Below are 20,888 nucleotides of genomic sequence, written 5' to 3'. Positions count from 1 at the left end.
AATTAGCCCCGGGTCTGCAGACGCATTTCACGCTCAGGTTCGGTCAGAGAAGCGAGGAATGAATCACGTTCAAATACGCGAGTCATGTAGCCTTTCATCTCTTTAGAACCAGCGCCTGTCAGCTCGATACCCATCTGCGGCAAACGCCACAGCAGTGGTGCCAGGTAGCAATCTACCAGACTGAACTCATCACTCAGGAAGAAAGGTTTCTGAGTAAATACAGGTGCGATAGCCAGCAATTCTTCACGTAATTGCTTGCGAGCAGCATCAGCTTCTTGAGCCGAACCGTTCATCACGATATGCATCAGCGAATACCAGTCTTTCTGGATACGATGCATGTACAGGCGATTTTCACCACGTGCAACCGGGTAAACCGGCATTAATGGTGGATGCGGGAAACGCTCATCAAGATATTCCATGATGATACGGGATTCCCACAGAGTAAGTTCGCGGTCAACCAGGGTCGGTACGCTGTGATTTGGGTTGAGGTCAATCAGATCCTGAGGCAGGTTATCCGTTTCCACATGCTCAATTTCAACGCTAACACCTTTTTCCGCCAGTACGATACGTACCTGATGGCTATAGATGTCAGTAGGACCGGAAAACAGCGTCATCACCGAACGTTTGTTGGCAGCGACAGCCATGAAAACCTCCAAGTTTATTCAGAAAATTACTGCTAATAGCCGCAAGCGGCAACTAACCTGACCGTTTGATACCCATTACGCTGGAAGACCACCAGTTGCCTGAAAACGAGGCGAAAATAATCTGATGCCGACCACAGGGCAGAAAATTGGTTGATAGTTTACCAGATTTTACGGGTTTTGTGGGGAGCGGATCTGGAATTTGCCTAAAAAGTGTTTTATATCATAATGTTAGATACACTAAATATAATTTTCAGGCATAAAAAAACCCGGTACAAGACCGGGCTTTTTCGCAAATTGTACTCTGCAAAAAGCAGACGACAATTAACGCTTGGAGAACTGAGGACGACGACGTGCTTTACGCAGACCGACTTTCTTACGTTCAACTTCACGAGCATCACGAGTAACGAAGCCAGCTTTACGCAGTTCGCCACGCAGGGACTCGTCGTACTCCATCAGAGCGCGGGTGATACCGTGACGGATCGCACCAGCCTGACCAGAAGTACCACCACCTTTAACAGTGATGTACAGATCGAATTTCTCAACCATATCAACCAGTTCCAGCGGCTGACGAACTACCATGCGGGCAGTTTCACGACCGAAGTACTGTTCCAGAGAACGTTGGTTGATAACGATTTTGCCACTGCCCGGTTTGATAAAAACGCGAGCTGCGGAACTTTTGCGGCGACCAGTGCCGTAGTATTGATTTTCAGCCATTGCCATAATCCCGATTAAATGTCCAGAACTTGCGGTTGCTGTGCCGCGTGGTTGTGCTCGGTGCCCGCGTAAACTTTCAGTTTACGGAACATAGCACGGCCCAGCGGGCCCTTTGGCAGCATGCCTTTAACCGCGATTTCAATCACACGCTCAGGACGGCGGGCAATCATCTCTTCAAAGGTCGCTTGTTTGATACCACCGATGTGACCGGTGTGATGGTAATACACTTTGTCAGTACGCTTGTTGCCGGTTACAGCAACTTTTTCTGCGTTCAGAACGATGATGTAATCACCAGTATCAACGTGCGGAGTGTATTCCGCTTTGTGCTTACCGCGCAGGCGGCGAGCCAATTCAGTAGCCAGGCGACCTAAGGTCTTACCGTCAGCATCAACAACGAACCAGTCGCGCTGTACGGTTTCTGGTTTAGCTGTAAAAGTTTTCATTAAAAGCTTACCCAATAAATAGTTACACGTAGGTGTTCACCCAAACGTTTAAAATCAGTTCAAGGTTCACACGACAAAGTCCGGCAAACCTACCCCTTCGAATAGCCAATGCCAGCACGACCAAGTTTTGGGAAAAAAACTTTGGTTGTAACGTGGGGTCGCAAGATTATAGGGAAGTCGCCCCCAAAGGTCGAACCTTTTTGTAGTTTTTGTCGCAGTTTGTGGTCAGCTTGCATGCGAATTGTGGTTCACGGCATATGCGGCAATCGCAAATACTCTTCACTTTGCATTTCCTGCAGGCGAGACAGGCAGCGCTGAAACTCAAAGCGTAATCTTTCACCCTGATAAATCTCAAACAGCGGGACGTGCGCTGAAACCACCAGCTTGACGTGGCGCTCGTAAAATTCATCAACCAGCGCAATGAATCGCCGCGCTTCGTTTTCGTTTCGAATCCCCATCACCGGCACGTTAAATAGCATCACGGTATGAAAAAGACGCGACAGCGCAATGTAATCGAGTTGGCTGCGGGCATCGACGCACAAGGTATTAAAATCTACCGCCAGTGTTTGATTGGCAATTCCGAGGGTCGCTAAAGGACGATGGTTTATTTCCAGCACCGGCTCTCCTTCGCGTATCGCGCCAGCCAGTGCAGTGTAGAGTTTATCCATCTGCTGCGCGGTTTGGTCATTCAGCGGAGAAAGCCACAGGTGAGCCTGGGTCAGCGTTCTCAGGCGGTAATCAATGCCAGCATCCACGTTCATCACTTCGCAATGGCGTTTTATTGCCTCAATCGCAGGCAGAAAACGCGCACGCTGCAAGCCATTACGATACAGATCATCAGGGGGAATATTTGAAGTCGCCACAAGGGTAATCCCCCTGGCAAACAAGGCCTGCATCAGTGAACCAAGCAACATTGCATCGGTGATATCTGAAACAAAAAACTCATCAAAACAGAGAATATCTGTCTCAGACTTAAACTTATCGGCTATCAATTCCAGAGGATCGGTTTGCCCTTGAAGCTCACCCAACTCTTCGTGAACCCGCAACATGAAGCGATGGAAGTGCAGCCGAAGCTTACGCTCGCCAGGTAGACTCTGAAAAAACATGTCCATTAGCCATGTTTTCCCGCGCCCTACGCCGCCCCACATATACAGCCCGCGAACCGGCTCCTGAGCCACTGAAGCACTACGTTTACCAAACAGTTTGCCAAGGAAGCTACTGCTTGCAGGGAGCGTCGGTGTTTGGCTGCTTAACGCCTGCCAGATTGCATCCAGCCGGGTTACGGCTTCATGCTGAACATCATCGGGTTGATAGCTGCCCTCAGTCAGAGCTTGTTGGTAGCGCGATGCGGGAGAGAGATTTTGCATGGTATTATGGTATTTCCTTAAAAATCGGATTGCCGTTTACTTAGTACTCAAAAAAGGACGGTTGTCGAAAAAAAGGCCGTTCTACCCTAAGCGATGCTGCGTCAGGATTCCACTTCTCTTAGGTTAACGGTTATAGTGGCTACATTACCCTACGGAAACACAAGACAACGGGAGAAGTTCATGACCTGGGAATATGCGCTAATTGGGTTAGTTGTTGGCATCATCGTTGGTGCAGTTGCTATGCGTTTTGGCAACCGCAAGCTGCGTCAGCAGCAGGCCATGCAGTACGAAATCGAGAAAAACAAAGCAGAACTTGAAGAGTATCGTGAAGAGTTAGTCAGTCATTTTGCCCGTAGCGCAGAGTTGCTGGATAACATGGCTCATGATTATCGCCAGCTTTATCAACATATGGCGAAAAGCTCCAGCAGCCTGTTGCCTGAAATGTCAGCCGAAGCGAACCCGTTCCGTAACCGCCTCGCTGAGTCAGAAGCCAGTAATGATCAAGCTCCGGTGCAGATGCCGCGTGACTATTCTGAAGGTGCGTCCGGTTTGCTGCGTACCGAGCGCGCAAAACGCGATTAATCACAAATGTAAAATTTATCCTTGGGGTGCAGCTTTCGCACCCCAATCTCTCCTCAGCGCAGCTATCATTTACTAGTATCTATTCACTCTATAACAACATTGTTACCCGGCTGATATTTCAATAATATCGGCGTGTTATCGGGTTATCCTTTTCCAGGTTCAGGTCACGAGAGCAAGCCATCAATGAAGAAACAAACACTGTTGTTGAGTGCCTTAGCGTTAAGTGTCGGACTGACGTTCGGTGTTGCATCGCAAGTGAATGCGTCGTTGCCTGCGCAGATTCCGGGTCAGCCAGCGTTGCCGAGTCTTGCGCCGATGCTGGAAAAAGTATTACCCGCAGTGGTTAGTGTTCAGGTTGAAGGAACGGCCGCTGCCCCGACTCAGAAAGTCCCTGAAGAATTTAAAAAGTTTTTTGGCGAGGATATGCCCCCTTCTGAAGCTCAACCATTTGAAGGGCTGGGTTCCGGCGTCATCATAAATGCTGAGAAAGGCTATGTGCTGACCAATAACCACGTCATTAATCACGCCGAAAAAATCAGCGTGCAGCTGAATGATGGACGTGAGTTTGATGCCAAATTGATTGGCGGCGATGATCAAAGTGATATTGCGCTGATTCAAATCCAGAAGGCGACCGGCCTGACGCAAATCGCGGTAGCGGACTCAGACAAACTGCGAGTGGGTGATTTTGCAGTTGCCGTGGGTAACCCATTCGGTCTGGGGCAAACAGCAACTTCCGGGATTGTTTCAGCACTGGGGCGCAGCGGCCTAAACCTCGAAGGACTGGAAAACTTTATCCAGACAGACGCCTCAATCAACCGAGGTAACTCCGGCGGTGCACTGCTGAATCTGAATGGCGAGCTCATTGGTATTAACACGGCAATCCTTGCACCAAGTGGCGGTAGCGTCGGTATCGGCTTTGCTATTCCGAGTAATATGGCGCAAACCCTGGCGAAACAATTGATGGAGTTTGGCGAAATTAAGCGCGGCATGTTGGGCATTAAAGGCACAGAAATGAGTGCTGATATTGCCAAAGCATTTAATCTGACCACCCAGCGCGGCGCGTTCGTCAGCGAAGTATTACCTCAATCGGGTTCAGATAAAGCAGGCGTAAAAGCCGGTGATGTAATTACCAGTCTGAATGGCAAAAATATCAGTAGTTTTGCCGAGCTACGTGCCAAAATCGCCACAACGGAGCCTGGAACGGTGGTGAAACTTGGCTTGCTGCGTGACGGAAAACCACTGGAAGTGAGCGTGACACTTGATAAAAGTACCGCATCCTCTGCCAACGCGGAACTGGTCATGCCTGCGTTGCAAGGTGCAACGTTGAGCGACGGTCAGTTAAAAGATGGCACTAAAGGCATCAAACTGGATAGCGTTGAAAAAGGCACACCAGCTGCGCAAGCCGGCTTGCACAAAGATGATTTTATCATTGGCGTTAATCGCGAGAAGGTCACAAGCATTGCCGAGATGCGTAAGGTGCTGGAAAGCAAACCAGACGTAATTGCGCTGCATATTGCACGCGGTGAAGAGAGTCTCTATCTGTTAGTGCGCTAATCTGCTCAGTAATCGGACATCGCGGTACGATGTCCGATTAACTCATGCTATTCTGCTTCCGGTTTATCATTGACTAACTCAAATACATGTTTCTGAAGATATTACGCTCGGTGGTGATTGGCCTGATTGTGGCGGGATTGTTGTTGGTAACGATGCCAACGCTTCGCCAGAAAATCATTCCCTTAGCGCCCTCGAACTTTGACAGTGCCGACGAAACACCGCTGAGCTACAACTCAGCGGTGCGTCGTGCTGCGCCTGCTGTGGTCAACGTTTACAACCGCAGTGTCGGCAGCAATGCCAGTAACCAGTTACAAATTCGCACTCTCGGCTCTGGTGTCATCATGGATGAGCGCGGCTACATCATTACCAACAAACACGTCATTAATGATGCCGAGCAAATTATCGTTGCTCTGCAAGATGGTCGCGTTTTTGAAGCGTTACTTGTGGGTTCTGATAGCCTGACCGATTTGGCCGTGCTGAAAATTAATGCCACCAGCCTCCCGGTGATTCCAATCAACAATAAGCGCGTACCGCATATTGGTGATGTCGTCATGGCGATTGGTAACCCGTATAACCTCGGGCAGACCATTACACAGGGGATCATCAGTGCTACCGGTCGTATCGGCCTGAGCCCGTCCGGCCGCCAGTCGTTCCTGCAAACTGACGCTTCAATCAACCACGGTAACTCAGGCGGCGCATTGGTTAACTCGCTGGGCGAACTGATGGGTATCAACACCCTGTCGTTTGATAAAAGTAACGATGGTGAAACCCCTGAAGGTATTGGCTTCGCCATACCAACACAGCTCTCCACCAAAATCATGGATAAGCTGATTCGCGATGGCCGCGTGATTCGTGGCTACATTGGGATTGGCGGGCGCGAGATAACGCCATTACATGGCCCCGCAACCGGCATTGATCAGATTCAGGGAATTATCGTTAACGAAGTGACACCTGACGGCCCGGCGGCTAAAGCAGGCCTGCTGGTTAACGACGTGATTATCTCTGTGAACCACAAACCCGCAATTTCGGCTTTGGGCACCATGGATCAGGTGGCGGAGATTCGTCCAGGCTCTGTCATTCCAGTTGAAGTGATGCGTGAAGATAAGAAGCTGACGCTACAAGTCACGATTCAGGAATACCCCGCGACAAACTAATAAGTCGCAGGCGAAAAAAAACCGGAATCTACATTCCGGTTTTTTTATCTCTAAAGCTCAGGGTTTATTTGTTAACAAACTCTTCGCCAAGGGTAATATCTTTCTTCAGAGTATCCAGCATCCCTTCCAACGCCTGGTGCTCGAAAGCGCTCAGTTTGCCGTAAGATTTATGCTCTGCGATACCGTTTTTACCCAGCAGCAATGGCTGAGAGAAGAAACGAGCGTGTTCGCCATTCCCTTCAACGTACGCACATTCAACCACATTGCTTTCGCCTTGCAGCGCGCGAACCATTGACAGACCAAAGCGCGCAGCTGCCTGGCCCATTGACAGGGTTGCAGATCCGCCACCCGCTTTAGCTTCTACAACTTCGGTCCCAGCATTCTGGATACGCTTAGTCAGGTCAGCAACTTCTTGCTCGGTGAAGCTAACACCAGGAATCTGCGACAGTAGTGGCAGAATGGTCACACCGGAGTGGCCGCCAATGACAGGAACTTCGATATCAGTCGGCTGTTTGCCTTTCAGTTCCGCAACAAAGGTGTTGGAGCGGATGATGTCCAGCGTAGTCACGCCAAACAGTTTGTTTTTGTCGTAGACACCTGCTTTTTTCAGCACTTCCGCAGCAATCGCAACGGTGGTATTCACTGGGTTTGTGATAATACCGATACAGGCTTTCGGGCAAGTTTTAGCAATCTGTTGAACCAGATTTTTCACGATTCCCGCGTTGACGTTAAACAGGTCTGAACGATCCATACCTGGTTTACGTGCCACACCCGCAGAGATCAGCACGACATCTGCACCAACCAGTGCAGGTGTTGCGTCTTCACCGCAGAAACCTTTGATTTTCACATCAGTAGGGATATGACTCAGATCGACTGCAACACCAGGGGTTACCGGTGCAATATCATACAGGGAGAGTTCTGAACCTGAAGGCAGTTGGGTCTTGAGTAGAAGGGCAAGCGCCTGGCCAATACCGCCTGCTGCGCCGAGGACTGCAACTTTCATCCTAAACTCCTTATTATGGTTAGCAAATAGGTGCCGTAACTCCATGCGGTGGCGACCATAATCCAGGGAAGGGGTAATTACAATCTTCCCGCTTTAGGATTGCGAGGTTGAGCATTCCTGAAACGTTACTGCTGCATTTACTCGCCGGGTGGAAACGACGCCTTAGCGCCCGGTCACAACCTGATGTTGTCACATCAACGGCGGTTACATTACCCCTCCATCCGCAGCAAAACAACATCATTTTGATAACATTTAGTTTACTTGGCATCTTATTTTAGAGTCGTGACGAAGGCATGTTTCTCGATAACAAAATTTGATAATATCCGCCTCTTTCATAACATTATTTCAGGCCTTCACCCAGCCAATAATTTGCATAACAATTCATTTAAATGCATAATAATGTTATCTTCGTTGACCTGAACATGGGTGATATATGCGTATTTCCTCAAAACAAGAAGAATTAGTCAAAGCGTTCAAAGCATTATTAAAAGAAGAGAAATTCAGTTCTCAAGGTGAAATCGTTCATGCTTTGCAAAATGATGGTTTCGAAAACATCAACCAATCCAAAGTCTCTCGTATGCTGACCAAGTTTGGTGCGGTGCGTACCCGCAACGCCAAAATGGAAATGGTGTACTGCTTACCAGCCGAGCTTGGCGTGCCAACAACGTCCAGCCCGCTGAAAAACCTGGTACTGGATATTGATTACAACGATGCCGTTGTTGTTATCCACACAAGCCCAGGGGCGGCACAGTTAATTGCACGTTTGCTGGATTCGTTAGGTAAAGCTGAAGGTATTTTGGGCACTATTGCTGGTGATGACACCATCTTTACCACCCCGGCAAGGGACTTCACTGTAAAAGAATTGTATGAAGCAATTTTGGTGTTGTTCGAACAAGAGCTGTAAGCATTACTTCCGTATTCCCGCTGTCAGTACGGCGGGAATAACACCTTCATAACAATCCCCTGGCTGTCATCGTTTATACGTAAATCCCCTTATTTAGGCTTTCCCCAAATCTAAACATCTCTCTCATCAGCCGGTTATGTGATGAATCGCACAAAAAGCCAATTCATGGCATCTCATTGTTTTTACTTATATTTAACAAAAAATCAGCAATAAAAGACTCATTTTAATAACTTTACGTAATATAAAAAGCCTCTATTATTGTAAAGTTTCATAGAGAATAATTAGCGTGGTATTAATTTTGTAGGTTATTAGTGTATACTTGACTTTGTGATGAGGGTCACGAAATGAAGGCCCCAATAAAAGAATACGACGAGGCGAAAATTATGAACATGAAATCAACTTTAGTTACCGCAAGCCTGCTCTCGATGCTGTCATTCGGCGCTTTTGCAGCGACATCTATTAATACCGAACAGGCACAAAACCGCCAGGCGATGGGTTCAGTGTCTGTCAGCCAGGTCGGTAGTGCTCCGATGGACATGCACCAGTTGCTGAATAAGAAAGCTGAAGAGCAAGGCGCTTCTTCTTACCGCATCATTGAAGCCCGTACTGGCGACCAATGGCATGCAACAGCAGAGCTATACAAGTAACAGCCCGGTAGCAATAAGCAAAAGCAATACAACGATAATCCAGACAACGGCCCCAAGAACAATAAAGCAGTTTAGCCCTTCCGGTCGTTGAGAAAACCATTCAGGAGTAAAGATTATGAAAACCAAATTAACTATCGCAGCACTGAGCCTTTTCTCTGTTATCTCTTTCGGCGCTAACGCAGCCGCACATCAGGTAAACAGCGAACAAGCACAAAACATGCAATCTATGGGTAGCATTTCTGTCAGCCAGGTTGGCAGTGCACCAATGGATATGCGTCAGGAATTATCACAGAAAGCGACTAAAGAAGGTGCATCGGCATATCGTATTACCGAAGCACGTAGTGGCGATGCATGGCATGCCACCGCTGAACTGTATAAATAAACCCTCGTCGTCAAAACTGACGGCTTTGCCCCCGCTCGCGGGGGCTTTTTTATGCCCTAAAATCGTGATTAACCACGCACGTTGAAACGCAATTGCCCTTCCAGTTCCTCTTCTGCTTCGTCGAAAAGCAAAATCAACGCCCCGTAGCGCCGTCTTTGCATCTCCGGCAGGTGAACAAATTCTATTTCCACCGGGAGAGGTAAGATGCCTCCAACGACGACATCCCATAAACTATCGAGATCGTGAACCTGTTTTTTCTCAAGTTGAAATACCTGGATAAAGTGACGATAGAATCCCGGCTGATCTTCTATCTGACTAAAATCAAAGGTGTATTTTTTCATTACTTGCCACCTTAACCAGAGCGCTCTTATCTATTGAGCTTCTACAGCCCGCCAATATGCAAGGTTTTGACTTCCAGAAACTCATCCAGGCCCAGTACCGAGCCTTCTCGCCCTAGTCCAGACTCTTTCACTCCGCCAAACGGCCCCAACTCAGTCGACACCGCACATTCGTTAATACCAATCATCCCACTTTCAAGTGCTTGCGAAACGCGGAATACACGCGATAGATTTTGAGTATAGAAGTATGCCGCCAAACCAAATGGCGTATTATTCGCCCGCTCAATAACTTCCCCTTCCGTTTTAAAACGGAAGCAAGCAGCGAGTGGCCCGAAGGTTTCTTCATGTGCCAGTTTCATTTCATCGCTGGCATCGACAATCACCGTGGGCTGCCAGAAGTTGCCCCCCAACGCATGGCTCTTACCTCCCACCAGCACTTTGCCACCTTGCGCGATAGCATCTTCGATATGCTCACGCACTTTATCGACTGCGGATCTTTCAATTAATGGCCCGACAACTACGCCCTCTTCCAGGCCGTTACCGACTTTCAGTGCCTTAACCGCATCGGCCAGTTTATTCACGAACTGGTCATAAACACCGTCCTGAATAAAGAAACGATTCACGCTAACGCAGACCTGGCCTGCATTACGGAATTTGTTAGCAATGGCCCCTTTCACTGCGTCGTCGATATCCGCGTCATCAAAGACGATATAAGGCGCATTACCGCCTAATTCCATCGACACTTTCTTCATGGTTTCCGCGGCGTTGCGCACTAATGTTTTGCCAACTGCCGTAGAACCGGTAAACGAAATTTTACGAACCGCGTGGCTCGCCATTATCGCGTCGCTAATTTCTTGCGTGTTCCCTGCGACGGCATTTAATACCCCATCAGGTACCCCGGCTTTTTTTGCCAGCGCCAGTAAGGCAAAGGCTGATAGTGGTGTGTTGTTAGCTGGTTTAATCACGCCAGTACAACCCGCAGCAAGCGCCGGGCCGAGTTTGCGTGTCAGCATCGCCATGGGGAAATTCCACGGAGTAATTGCCGCGACAACACCAATTGGCTCGCGGGTTGCCAGAATGCGTGATCCAGGTTTGGCTGGAGGGATAATTTCACCATTTGCCCGTTTGGCCTGCTCAGCGAACCACTGGATAAAACTTGCGGCGTACTCAACCTCACCTTCCGCCTCTTTCAGCGGCTTGCCTTGTTCGGTGGTCATTAAGCGCCCGAGCCAGGCTTTGTTCTCAATAATTAACTGGAACCAACGGTAGAGGATGGTTGAACGTTCTTTGGCGGTTTTTGCACGCCATGCAGGAAAAGCTTTAGCGGCTGCGGAAATCGCATCTTCAGCTTCCTTTTTGCCTGCTTTTGCGACTTTAGCGACAACTTCACCGGTGGCAGGATTGAGAACGTCGAAGGTTTCGTTCAGCTTGTGCCATTCACCATTGACCAGATAACCCGTGTTAAATAATTCACTATCCTGGAGTGCCTGATTTGTCATAATTTTCTCCCGTTATGAATTGCGCATCCAATAAGTATAGATACAAAAAAGCCGACGCAGGCGTCGGCTCGGGTTAGGCATTTATCAGGGCATGCTGGTATTTATGCAACACATGCGCCAGCCGTTTCACCGGTTCGGTGACTTGTAGCGGCGCCTCCCAAACACGCAATTTCTCCTGGTAAATATCCAGCTCCTCCAATAATTGTTTGAAGTAGCGCTGTTTTTTATCATCACTTGATGCCGAAGTAAGCTTATCAGCCGTGTTTCGCAACTGGCGATGGAATGCTGAGAGATCATCATTCACCGGGATCGGTGCATCACGTAATCGCTGGTGCGCGATAATCAATGTCAGCGCCAGGCGGTAACGATCGATATCACCCGGGAACATATTGAGCAGTAAGAAAAGCTGCTGATAGAGTGCTGGCAGATGGTTTTCTTTACGGCGCGCTTTGTTGGTGGTCAGCGCAGAAACTGCCGCAGAAACAAATTGATTAAGCAGCGTGCGGCCCGTTCGCTCTTTTGAATTATCGCGGATAAGCAAGATAACCATCATAGCCAGGAAACAACCCACTATTTGCCCCAATGCACTGTCCAAAAACGAGCTGAAATGAAACGTCATTGGGTTATCTAAAACGATAATATTGATGGTACTTGCCAATGCCCCCATCGACCCTAAGCGGCGCTTTTGTACTTCAATGCCCATAAAGAAACCCAGCAATGCAAGGCTGATGCACAGCAGCAACATACTTTGCTGAGTCGACGGAATCACCACTAAAAAATAGAACGCACCGAGCGGCAAAGCGGCAATGGTACCGTACAGAAAATCAATCGCCACCATGCGCGGATTGGGTAAACGCATCGCCAGCGACGTCACAACGGCAATCATAACCATCGCACCACTGCCCGATGTCCAGCCTGTCCATAACCAAAATAAGCAGCCAAGAATGCAGGAAATCGTGGTACGCCAGAAGTTTATCATCGCGTGATGCCCTTCTGCAGACTGCACTTTGATGACCACTTCCTGGGTCAAAACCTCTTCTTCCACCGCGCTAATACGGGTGTTGCTGATAACGCCACGTTTTAGCAACAGATAGCGGCTGAACGCGCCTACCCAACTGCTTATTGTGGCGGGTGTATTTTTATCGCCGGTGTATGAAATGGCTCTGCGGATAACTTTCACCTGCTTATGAACATCAGCAGCGGTTTCTACAGGTAACTCAAACAACATACGGAATTCCTGAGTCATATATTCCGGACGCGTGTTTTGAATCAGAAATGTTTCGCAAGCCTGGGTGATAAGCGTTAGCGAGAGCGAGTTGATCGCTTTCAGGCGGCGATTAGCACGATTCCAGCGTGAGGATTCAATATTGAGATTCCCGCGCATCCCTTCCAGAGCGGTAGTGCGGCGCACCAGGCCACTCCAGGCCTTATCAACTTCCTCTTTGTCACCATGAGCAATACACAACTGCATCAGGCGATAGTGGTCCACCAGCAGGTTATCCACCTCACGATCAATTTCTTGCTTAATGGAACGCGGGGAAAAAATTAAATCGGCAAGAATCGCGCAAACAATACCAATCACAATCTCACTACACCGCTCGACCGCAAATTGTGGGGTGACAAGCGGGTTGGCTTGAATGGTGATAACAATGATTAACGCCGTGTAGCCAGAAAGCCCCCAGGCGTAGGAATTTTCAACTTTAACCAGCGAGGAAATCCAGGTACAAAAACCAGCCCAAATACAGCATACCAACAGCATCACAACAGGTGCACGAATCATTGAAGTGATGATTAACAGCGCGGCAATACAGCCAATAAAAGTACCGATGATACGCAGCATTCCGCGATAACGAATCGCCCCTGAATAGGGTTCACCGCCAGCCGCAAACGCCGGGCCAGCCGCTACAATCGCCGCAGTTAGCACCGCCCAGCGCGGAGTTTCCAGTTGAAAATGGAAACCAACAAACACCGCCAACACGATGGCAAAAGCCAACTTGAAGGCAAAGCGTAAATGTAAGTGCGAGATGAAATACATGTCAGCCTATGCTTAGCCGAACTCACGCAAACGATGCATGAATTTAATGAATACCGAATCGTGGTTGATATCTCTGTCTTTATCGCCAGTCACGACAACCGTGGCCGTGGTTCCCGCCGGGAAAAGGTTAGCTTGCTGATCATCAAGACGAATTCTCACGGGCACACGCTGCGCCAGACGCACCCATTCCAGGTTGGAATCAACCGTCGCCATCCCTTTTGCATCTTTGGTGCTGCTGGCGTTAGTCACCCCGGCAGAAATGCTATCAACCGTGCCGCGTAATACGCGATTACTGCCCAGTGGCGTGATTTGTACCCGGAAACCTGGGCGAATACCGTCAAGCTTGGTCTCTTCCATGTAGGCCAGAATGTAGAAACTACCCTGTTTTACCAACGCTACCGCCGTGGAACCACGGGTAATAAACTCGCCAGAGTAGACATTCAGGTTGGTTATCCAACCATCAGCAGGCGCGCGGATAATCGTGCGTTGCAAATCCAATGCAGCCAAATCACGGGTTGCTTCGGATTTTGCTAATTGATGCAGAACGGTTTGTAGCACGTTGTTAGATTGGTCAATTTCTTCCCGTGACATCGCCTGGGTGCCCAGTGAATTACGACGCCCAGCTTCACGGCGTTTCTCCCCGGCCAAAACCTGGTAATAAGCGACATCGGCCTGGGCTTGCTCCAGGGCTTTCTGATAACGTGGCTGATCGATGGTGAAGAGAATCTGATCTTTCTTTACCAGTTGGTTGTCATGGACTTTAACGTCAGTGATTAAACCCGATACGTCCGGAGCAATCGCGACAACATCTGCGGTGAAGCGGGCATCACGCGTCCACGGGGATTCGGTATAAAACACCCAGGCACGGAAGATAGCGATGAAAGCCAGCAGCACCAAAATCAGTGTGATGGCCGTGCGGGTCATTTTTCTTGTAAGTGCTTTCACATCAACCTCAAACAAACAGGCGCGAGATTAGATAAAACAGGCAGCAATAAAGCGCTGTATTAAATAATGCCGGGTGCCAGACAAAATCATAAATTCCCGTCGGAGTCAGCAGACGGCGAACCAACCAGAACAGCGCCAGCGAAAGAATTAGCTCGAAGAATATCGGCGGAAAAGAAAGACCGAATATCACGATAACGGGAAATAGACTCATGTTAACCTTGCAGAAAATTCGGAAGACACCAACCCAGGAGCTGCCAGAAATGCTGCGCTAACGACTGATACGGGTGGTGTTAGTAATAATATATTAACGTAATTGTTAGCGGGTTATCTATAATGTGTGATCTAAATCACTTTTAAGCCAGAGTGAACAATGGAAAGACTTAAACGCATGTCGGTGTTTGCCAAAGTGGTCGAGCTTGGCTCTTTTACCGCAACGGCCAGGCAGCTGGAAATGAGCGTATCGTCCATCAGCCAAACCGTTTCCAAACTTGAAGATGAGTTACAGGTAAAGCTGTTAAACCGCAGCACGCGTAGCATCGGGCTGACTGAGGCCGGTAAAATCTACTACCTCGGCTGCCGCAAGATGCTGCACGAAGCGCAAGAGGTGCATGAGCAACTCTACGCTTTTAACAACACGCCAATTGGTACGCTGCGTATCGGCAGTTCTTCAACTATGGCACAAAATGTCCTCGCGTCCATGACCGCCGAGATGCTCAAAGAGTACCCCGAGTTAACGGTTAATCTGGTGACAGGCATTCCCGCGCCCGACCTGATCGCTGATGGTCTGGACGTAGTGATTCGTGTAGGTGCTTTACAGGATTCCAGTCTGTTCTCGACACGGCTCGGATCGATGCCGATGGTGATTTGCGCCGCCAAAAGTTATCTCCAGCAAAATGGCACGCCGGAAAAGCCGGCCGATCTTGCCAGTCACTCGTGGCTGGAATACAGCATTCGTCCGCATAATGAATTCGAGTTGATAGCACCTGAAGGGCTGACGACGCGGATGATCCCGCAAGGGCGCTTCGTGACCAATGATCCTATGACATTAAGTCGCTGGCTAAAAGTGGGGGCTGGTATCGCTTATGTCCCGTTGATGTGGGTGATCGATGAGATCAATGACGGAACGCTTGAGATCTTACTGCCGAGTTATCAATCCGACCCGCGTCCGGTATACGCGTTGTATACGGAAAAAGATAAGTTGCCGTTGAAAGTACAGGTCTGCATTAACTACCTGACTGAATATTTCGTGAAGGTTTCGCACCTCTATCAAGGGGTACGAGATAAGAAAGGACGTGCGATAGAAAACAGCCGGGAGTAAACCCGGCTGTCATTGTTTTACGCTGTGCCGCCAACCGTCAGGTTATCGACTTTGAGCGTTGGCTGGCCGACACCGACAGGCAGGCTCTGCCCCTCTTTGCCGCAGACACCGACACCGTTATCCAGCGCCAGATCGTTACCGACCATAGAAATCTGCTGCATAGTTTCAATACCGGAACCAATCAGCGTTGCGCCTTTCACTGGTTTGGTCACTTTGCCATTTTCGATGAGATACGCTTCAGAAGTTGAGAACACAAACTTGCCGGAGGTGATATCCACTTGCCCGCCGCCAAAGTTCGGAGCGTAGATCCCGTATTCAACCGATTCGATAATCTCTTGTGGAGTCGATTTGCCCGCCAGCATGTAGGTATTGGTCATGCGTGGCATCGGTAGATGCGCGTAAGATTCACGACGACCATTACCGGTTGGCGCAACGCCCATCAGACGAGCATTGAGTTTGTCCTGCATGTAGCCTTTCAGCACACCGTTTTCGATCAATACGTTGTATTGGCCAGGCACACCTTCATCGTCAATTGCAACAGAGCCACGGCGGTTCGCCATGGTGCCGTCATCGACAACAGTACACAATTCTGAAGCAACCAATTGGCCTATCTGGCCACTGAACACGGAAGTGCCACGACGGTTAAAATCACCTTCAAGACCGTGCCCCACCGCTTCATGCAGCAAAACACCTGGCCAGCCCGCGCCAAGCACTACCGGGAACATGCCTGCTGGTGCTGCCACCGCAGAAAGGGTCACTAAAGCCATACGCACTGCTTCTTTCGCCCAGGCATCTGCACGAACTTCACCATCAACGGTTTCGAGGAAATATTCATAACCGAAACGACCGCCGCCGCCACTTGAGCCGCGCTCGCGTTTGCCGTTATCTTCAACCTGAACGCTGACAGACAAGCGCACTAGCGGGCGAACGTCAGCCGCCAGAGTCCCGTCAGTTGCCGCGACCAGAATCAATTCATAAACGCCCGTCAGGCTGGCAGTCACTTCCTGGACGCGGGCGTCTGCCGCACGGGCAACGCTATCAACGCGTTTCAGGATGTCGAGTTTCTCTTCACGCGTCATGCTTTGCAGAGGGTCGGCACTGGTATAGAGCGCGCTATGCTGCACGGCACCTAATGTTTGAACCCGGCCATTCCCTTTTTCCTGCACGATGCTTCGTGCGGCATGAGCACTTTGTTCCAGTGCCAACAAGCTGACCTGGTCGGCATAGGCAAAACCGGTTTTCTCGCCGCTCACGGCGCGCACGCCAACACCCTGATCGATGTTGTAAGAACCATCTTTAATGATGCGATCTTCCAGCACCCAGGATTCGTGATAACTGGACTGGAAATAGAGATCTCCGTAGTCGAGTCGGCGCTCGGACAATTGTCCCAAAATGGAAAACAGATCTTGATGGGTTAAGCCATTCGCAGACAGCAACTGCTCACTTACCAGGTTCAGACTCATCGTTTCGCTACTCTTTTTACAAACAAGTTGGGTGCCCTAAAGGCATATCTATTGAGCTTGCGGCAATTAACCGCGCACGTCAAATCACTTAGCCTCTTTCAGCCTTGGCTGGCGGAGCACTTCATTGATTTGCGGTTTATCGACCGATCCTGTGATGTGGTAGCGCAGTACAGATATTTTGCTCCATAGCGGCCCTAACACTTTGCTGGCGGCGAATACCGCGGCACCGATGATTGGGTTCACCACGAATGCCGTTGCCACGCCGACGGTGGCAGAAATTTCTGGTGCAATAACAGCTTCAACATCAAGTCGACGCTGAACTAAATCGACCGAGCCTTTCATGCCAATATCGGCTTCCAGTCCGTCCACCAGCGTATCATCGCTGTTCAGAACCCCGTCTTTAATCCAGGCGGTACTACGGATGGAATCAAAGTAGAAACCTTCACCAAAGGTGTCGCTGAAGTCGAAACGCAGTTTACGCATCAACGCATCGACACTGACTAAACGCAGCAATTGTCCGGCGTGGCCTGTACCCAGATCAGCAATTTGCCCTTTGCCTAATTTGATATGAAGAATACCGTTTAATGAGGCAAGCTGCGGCTGCCACGGTTTATCACGCCAGTGTAAATCATAGTCTGCATCAAACGATGAGCCTTGAATCGGCGTTTTGACGCCAAAGAAGTTGGTCGCAGCATCAAGTTTTTTGCCGTGTAGTTTACCTTTTAAAGACGTGCGTTCTTCTGCCGGGTTATTCACCCACACACCGCTGGCGGTAAGCTTTGCAAATCCGGCATCGATTAACCCGTTTTCCAGTTGTAGCGTGTTTCCTTTGACGGCGAAATCACCGTCAATACGGCCATATTTTTGCCCCCAAAGCCAACACTCGCCACAGCGAAGTTGTAAATCAGGCCATTCACGGAAATCAATCGCTTCATTGCCTTCCAACGGTGAAGCACTGGTCGATTTGGCTTTGCTATTACCCCAGTCAGGGTTGAAATAGAGATACTTGATTGCTGCACGCCACGGTGCATTGTTTTGTATCGTCAACGAGCCATTCACTTCACGCCCCTGCGCTTCGACGCGCGTGCCATTCGTAATGGCCTGGGAAACCAGACTCAGGTTGTTCCATTGCTGGCCAGCAAACGTCAGCGAAGGCGTGCGCAGTGTGACGTTAGTTGGGAATGATGCCGAGTTCCCCACGCTTTCCACCGCTCCATGGCTAAACAACGCCAACCATTGCGCACCATCCATCGCCGGAAGATCCAGTTCTAAGCCGGAGTTATCAGGTAATGGAGGAACGGTTTGGCTATTGGTTGCCCAAATTGCCCGGTCAAGAGTGAGCTTTTTATTCAGTAGCCAACGGCTGGAGAAATGATTTTTCGCACCGGAGTTACCCGTCAGATCGAAACTATCGAGATTTCCTTTCACCGCGACATTCAACGGTAGCGCTTGCCCCGCTGATTTATCGACAGGAGCAGGTAAGTGACTGCTCACATTTTTCAAGTCTGCGGCGACGTTGATCTGGTAATTCGGTTCTCCGCGATAAGGAAGCGTAATTGCTACATCGCCTTTCCACGGGACATTGCCACTCAATTCTTTGCTGATGGGTTCAGGGATGATACCCATTTTTGTCGGCTGCCAGTCGCCCAGCAAATTGACGCCAATCTGGTAGTCTTTCACGCCCGTTTTAGTATTGAAATCAATGCCAATCGGTTGGTTAAACCAGGTGGCTTTTAACGGTTCACTTTGCAAATCACCATTCACAAAGCTGAACTTACCGCTCAGGTTACTCAACGTGCTGGAGAGCGGTTTAATCAACAAGGTATTGTTCTTGAGTTGAACATCGCCCGAAGCGGTAGTCATTTTACCGTTCAGCGGGATATCCAGATGTAAGCGAGCATTCACATCGCCGCCAATCTGGAGTTCATCCAGTGCAGCAGACAGCGAATCTTTGAGCGGAGTTTCTTTGAAATACGGCCCAACCGCACTGCCCGGGCCAGTGATGTCAGAATCGACTAACAGCTTTTGCTTTTTGTAATCCGGGATATTTGCCGTCAGATTACGCCCGGTCACACCACCCAGTTTCACTTCATCCGATTTCATCCACAAACCGTTATTGATGAAATCCAGACTAATATTCAAGTTGTCTAATGCTGGCCAGTCAGGCTGGAAGGCAAATTTAGCGTTATACAGCGGGACGTAGACCTGGAACTGACCTTCGTTATGCACATAAGGGAAAAGACGCGGATTGCCGCCATACACTAGCGTCGCGTTATCGGACTCGCCACCTTGTATCGCACCGCTGAGGTAATCAACCAGCTGTTTTCCCATCAGGTTTTCAGGGAAGTAACGCCAGGCATCACCGCCATTATGCGTACTAATTCCGGCTAAAATCCCCAGCCAGGGTTCATCGCCTGTCGGCTGATAGTAGCGGAAGTCACCCGCAGCCCAGACAGAACGGGCTTTCACATCCAGGTTTTTGCCATCAAGCTGGAAACCTGCGGCATTCTTTTGCCATTCGAGCGTGGCAACGGCTCGTTCAACTTCCAGCGGGGCACGGAATACGCCCACGTATGGCATTTTGGCGTCAATAACCTGCGCATTAAGCTGCCCGTGCCCGACACCACCGGTGACCGACCCCGAGAAGTGTTCGACGCCGGGTAACATTTTCCATTGCTTCCAGCTAACGTCCTTCCAGCGCCCTTGCATACGAGTGTTTTCGGTCTGCTGAAGAGGAATATCCACGGCCAGCACATCAATGTGCCCGCGTGGTTGCAGCGTGTTCCAGATTTCACCGAAATCCGGTGAAATCTTCTCTGCAATCGGTAACAAACCGGTGAAGCTTTCCAGCTCCATATTAGTGGCACGTACACGTAACTCATCGCTGCGCGTACTCTCTTTTCCACCAACATTTTGCGGAGCAACCCACGCCAGTGATAAAGAACCTTTGGGCCAGGTTTTACCATCAAGGGTGATATTGGTCGATGGAATGGCAATATCCCAGCCCGCAGCAGAACGATTGACACGTGCCATCAAATTATCAACCGACATCTGATGCCCGGTGTTTTTCCCAGCCCAGCTGGCACCACCTTGCTTCAACCAGACGTTGCCACCTGAAATATCACCCGCTTTGATATCCATCCAGGCTTCGAGGGTGAACTCAGCGGTCTGCAAGTCGATATTGTCTTCCATCCAACGACCAAGCCACGGTTTCATATCAACATTTTCAGCCTGTAGCCAGACTTTACCGATGTTCAATAAGCCATTTTCGTCACGCAGATCCATGCGTACTTTCGCCACGCCGTGTTGGCCGTTAAAGCTCGATAAGCTGACCAGCCCTTCGGCGCGGTGACGGTTTTTGGAGTTAAGCCAGGTGAGTTGTGGAATGGCGAGTTCGGCGCGCTGACCGGAAATCGTCAGGAAACTCAGGGAACTGTCGCGAAGATCAAAGTGATCGAACTGGCGTAAAAAGAGATCGCTGATTTTACCCGGCTCGAGTTTGCTATCCCCTTTATTTCGACTTAACGGGGTATTGGTGCGCACCTGCAATTGGTAAAAAGTGAGGTCACGGAACTGCCAGCGGGCGTGCAAAATACTTTGCCAGAGATCGAGCGCCAACGTGACACGTTTCACGCTCATCTCACCACCATCTTTCAAGCCCGCTTTGATATCGCGGACATCAAGCGTTGGGCCATAGTTTTCCCAGTTGGCCTGGATCTGGCTGGCATCGACGGGGGTACCCGTCATGGCTTCAATTTTTTCGAGCAGCGCTGGACGCCAGGCATCGAGGTGCGGCAAAACCAGCCGCAAACCACTCACCAGCAGTGCGACGATAACGATCAACGTTGCGCCAGTGATCAGCAGAATGCCGGGCAGTCGCCTCACGAAAATCTCCT

19 protein-coding genes are annotated in these 20,888 nt (G+C 49.7%); 7 read left to right on the top strand and 12 right to left on the bottom strand.

Annotated features, from left to right (window positions below):
• Positions 1–2: 2 nt before the first annotated feature.
• The 4 genes from sspA to zapE all read right to left on the bottom strand — a co-directional run bounded on the left by sspA (position 3) and on the right by zapE (position 3,168).
• The gene (sspA, locus tag MNO13_RS02275; protein ID WP_241939483.1) at positions 3–644 is read right to left on the bottom strand and encodes a stringent starvation protein SspA; all 642 of its coding nucleotides are present in this window, start codon (positions 642–644) and stop codon (positions 3–5) included.
• Positions 645–965: 321 nt separating this feature from the next.
• Positions 966–1,358 carry a 30S ribosomal protein S9 gene (gene rpsI / locus MNO13_RS02270; RefSeq protein ID WP_064543072.1) on the bottom strand — a complete coding sequence of 131 codons (393 nt, stop codon included), beginning with the start codon at positions 1,356–1,358 and terminating at the stop codon, positions 966–968.
• 14 nt (positions 1,359–1,372) lie between these two features.
• The gene (rplM, locus tag MNO13_RS02265) at positions 1,373–1,801 is read right to left on the bottom strand and encodes a 50S ribosomal protein L13 (RefSeq protein WP_034459800.1); all 429 of its coding nucleotides are present in this window, start codon (positions 1,799–1,801) and stop codon (positions 1,373–1,375) included.
• A gap of 248 nt (positions 1,802–2,049) precedes the next feature.
• On the bottom strand, positions 2,050–3,168 hold the full coding sequence (zapE, locus tag MNO13_RS02260) for a cell division protein ZapE (RefSeq protein WP_121814806.1): 1,119 nt from the start codon (positions 3,166–3,168) through the stop codon (positions 2,050–2,052).
• A 180-nt stretch (positions 3,169–3,348) separates the two neighbouring features.
• Between zapE and zapG the strand changes: the two genes are divergently transcribed.
• From zapG to degS, 3 genes are all read left to right on the top strand, one after another.
• Positions 3,349–3,750, top strand: coding sequence for a Z-ring associated protein ZapG (gene zapG, locus MNO13_RS02255; RefSeq protein ID WP_064543068.1), 402 nt, complete (start codon positions 3,349–3,351; stop codon positions 3,748–3,750).
• Positions 3,751–3,933: 183 nt separating this feature from the next.
• A complete protein-coding gene (degQ, locus tag MNO13_RS02250; RefSeq protein ID WP_064543066.1) occupies positions 3,934–5,304 on the top strand; it encodes a serine endoprotease DegQ in 1,371 nt (456 codons plus the stop codon).
• An 86-nt stretch (positions 5,305–5,390) separates the two neighbouring features.
• The gene (gene degS / locus MNO13_RS02245; RefSeq protein WP_064543064.1) at positions 5,391–6,458 is read left to right on the top strand and encodes an outer membrane-stress sensor serine endopeptidase DegS; all 1,068 of its coding nucleotides are present in this window, start codon (positions 5,391–5,393) and stop codon (positions 6,456–6,458) included.
• A 64-nt stretch (positions 6,459–6,522) separates the two neighbouring features.
• On the opposite strand, the gene mdh is transcribed toward degS, so the two are convergent.
• Entirely contained in the window at positions 6,523–7,461 is a 939-nt protein-coding gene (gene mdh / locus MNO13_RS02240; RefSeq protein WP_133522285.1) for a malate dehydrogenase, read from the bottom strand.
• Positions 7,462–7,894: 433 nt separating this feature from the next.
• Here mdh and argR point away from each other — a divergent pair, with 433 nt between their 5' ends.
• From argR to yhcN (MNO13_RS02225), 3 genes are all read left to right on the top strand, one after another.
• Positions 7,895–8,365 carry a transcriptional regulator ArgR gene (gene argR / locus MNO13_RS02235; RefSeq protein WP_064543060.1) on the top strand — a complete coding sequence of 157 codons (471 nt, stop codon included), beginning with the start codon at positions 7,895–7,897 and terminating at the stop codon, positions 8,363–8,365.
• A 383-nt stretch (positions 8,366–8,748) separates the two neighbouring features.
• Complete coding sequence (yhcN, locus tag MNO13_RS02230; RefSeq protein ID WP_064543059.1) at positions 8,749–9,012, top strand: peroxide/acid stress response protein YhcN; 264 nt, start codon at positions 8,749–8,751, stop codon at positions 9,010–9,012.
• A 115-nt stretch (positions 9,013–9,127) separates the two neighbouring features.
• Positions 9,128–9,394 carry a peroxide/acid stress response protein YhcN gene (yhcN, locus tag MNO13_RS02225; protein WP_064543057.1) on the top strand — a complete coding sequence of 89 codons (267 nt, stop codon included), beginning with the start codon at positions 9,128–9,130 and terminating at the stop codon, positions 9,392–9,394.
• Between the two features lie 68 nt (positions 9,395–9,462).
• Here yhcN (MNO13_RS02225) and MNO13_RS02220 read toward each other — a convergent pair whose 3' ends face one another.
• The 5 genes from MNO13_RS02220 to aaeX form a co-directional block, all read right to left on the bottom strand.
• Positions 9,463–9,735 carry a barstar family protein gene (locus tag MNO13_RS02220; protein WP_064543055.1) on the bottom strand — a complete coding sequence of 91 codons (273 nt, stop codon included), beginning with the start codon at positions 9,733–9,735 and terminating at the stop codon, positions 9,463–9,465.
• A 41-nt stretch (positions 9,736–9,776) separates the two neighbouring features.
• On the bottom strand, positions 9,777–11,231 hold the full coding sequence (locus tag MNO13_RS02215; protein WP_241939482.1) for an NAD-dependent succinate-semialdehyde dehydrogenase: 1,455 nt from the start codon (positions 11,229–11,231) through the stop codon (positions 9,777–9,779).
• A 73-nt stretch (positions 11,232–11,304) separates the two neighbouring features.
• Complete coding sequence (gene aaeB, locus MNO13_RS02210) at positions 11,305–13,266, bottom strand: p-hydroxybenzoic acid efflux pump subunit AaeB (RefSeq protein ID WP_241939481.1); 1,962 nt, start codon at positions 13,264–13,266, stop codon at positions 11,305–11,307.
• 12 nt (positions 13,267–13,278) lie between these two features.
• Positions 13,279–14,211, bottom strand: a complete 933-nt coding sequence (gene aaeA / locus MNO13_RS02205) for a p-hydroxybenzoic acid efflux pump subunit AaeA (protein WP_064543049.1) — start codon at positions 14,209–14,211, stop codon at positions 13,279–13,281.
• Between the two features lie 7 nt (positions 14,212–14,218).
• Positions 14,219–14,422: a p-hydroxybenzoic acid efflux pump operon protein AaeX gene (aaeX, locus tag MNO13_RS02200; RefSeq protein ID WP_034498893.1), complete on the bottom strand. Its 204-nt coding sequence runs from the start codon at positions 14,420–14,422 to the stop codon at positions 14,219–14,221.
• Positions 14,423–14,581: 159 nt separating this feature from the next.
• Here aaeX and aaeR point away from each other — a divergent pair, with 159 nt between their 5' ends.
• On the top strand, positions 14,582–15,529 hold the full coding sequence (gene aaeR, locus MNO13_RS02195; RefSeq protein WP_064543048.1) for an HTH-type transcriptional activator AaeR: 948 nt from the start codon (positions 14,582–14,584) through the stop codon (positions 15,527–15,529).
• Positions 15,530–15,546: 17 nt separating this feature from the next.
• On the opposite strand, the gene tldD is transcribed toward aaeR, so the two are convergent.
• Together tldD and yhdP are read right to left on the bottom strand one after the other, a co-directional pair.
• Positions 15,547–16,992 carry a metalloprotease TldD gene (gene tldD, locus MNO13_RS02190; protein WP_064543046.1) on the bottom strand — a complete coding sequence of 482 codons (1,446 nt, stop codon included), beginning with the start codon at positions 16,990–16,992 and terminating at the stop codon, positions 15,547–15,549.
• 84 nt (positions 16,993–17,076) lie between these two features.
• Positions 17,077–20,877: an AsmA2 domain-containing protein YhdP gene (gene yhdP, locus MNO13_RS02185; protein WP_241939480.1), complete on the bottom strand. Its 3,801-nt coding sequence runs from the start codon at positions 20,875–20,877 to the stop codon at positions 17,077–17,079.
• Positions 20,878–20,888: the final 11 nt, after the last annotated feature.

Source organism: Buttiauxella ferragutiae (assembly GCF_022637515.1).
GTDB lineage: Bacteria > Pseudomonadota > Gammaproteobacteria > Enterobacterales > Enterobacteriaceae > Buttiauxella > Buttiauxella ferragutiae.
Note: the sequence above shows the minus strand (reverse complement) of the source record. Positions and strands in the feature narration are given on the sequence as shown.

Excerpts from the sequence above, each read along its gene's own strand:
- degQ (WP_064543066.1), top strand. The coding sequence starts at position 3,934 with ATGAAGAAACAAACACTGTTGTTGAGTGCCTTAGCGTTAAGTGTCGGA.
- yhcN (WP_064543057.1), top strand. The coding sequence starts at position 9,128 with ATGAAAACCAAATTAACTATCGCAGCACTGAGCCTTTTCTCTGTTATC.
- sspA (WP_241939483.1), bottom strand. The coding sequence starts at position 644 with ATGGCTGTCGCTGCCAACAAACGTTCGGTGATGACGCTGTTTTCCGGT.
- yhcN (WP_064543059.1), top strand. The coding sequence starts at position 8,749 with ATGAACATGAAATCAACTTTAGTTACCGCAAGCCTGCTCTCGATGCTG.
- MNO13_RS02215 (WP_241939482.1), bottom strand. The coding sequence starts at position 11,231 with ATGACAAATCAGGCACTCCAGGATAGTGAATTATTTAACACGGGTTAT.
- degS (WP_064543064.1), top strand. The coding sequence starts at position 5,391 with ATGTTTCTGAAGATATTACGCTCGGTGGTGATTGGCCTGATTGTGGCG.
- rplM (WP_034459800.1), bottom strand. The coding sequence starts at position 1,801 with ATGAAAACTTTTACAGCTAAACCAGAAACCGTACAGCGCGACTGGTTC.
- rpsI (WP_064543072.1), bottom strand. The coding sequence starts at position 1,358 with ATGGCTGAAAATCAATACTACGGCACTGGTCGCCGCAAAAGTTCCGCA.
- mdh (WP_133522285.1), bottom strand. The coding sequence starts at position 7,461 with ATGAAAGTTGCAGTCCTCGGCGCAGCAGGCGGTATTGGCCAGGCGCTT.
- MNO13_RS02220 (WP_064543055.1), bottom strand. The coding sequence starts at position 9,735 with ATGAAAAAATACACCTTTGATTTTAGTCAGATAGAAGATCAGCCGGGA.
- zapG (WP_064543068.1), top strand. The coding sequence starts at position 3,349 with ATGACCTGGGAATATGCGCTAATTGGGTTAGTTGTTGGCATCATCGTT.
- argR (WP_064543060.1), top strand. The coding sequence starts at position 7,895 with ATGCGTATTTCCTCAAAACAAGAAGAATTAGTCAAAGCGTTCAAAGCA.
- aaeB (WP_241939481.1), bottom strand. The coding sequence starts at position 13,266 with ATGTATTTCATCTCGCACTTACATTTACGCTTTGCCTTCAAGTTGGCT.
- aaeR (WP_064543048.1), top strand. The coding sequence starts at position 14,582 with ATGGAAAGACTTAAACGCATGTCGGTGTTTGCCAAAGTGGTCGAGCTT.
- zapE (WP_121814806.1), bottom strand. The coding sequence starts at position 3,168 with ATGCAAAATCTCTCTCCCGCATCGCGCTACCAACAAGCTCTGACTGAG.
- tldD (WP_064543046.1), bottom strand. The coding sequence starts at position 16,992 with ATGAGTCTGAACCTGGTAAGTGAGCAGTTGCTGTCTGCGAATGGCTTA.
- aaeX (WP_034498893.1), bottom strand. The coding sequence starts at position 14,422 with ATGAGTCTATTTCCCGTTATCGTGATATTCGGTCTTTCTTTTCCGCCG.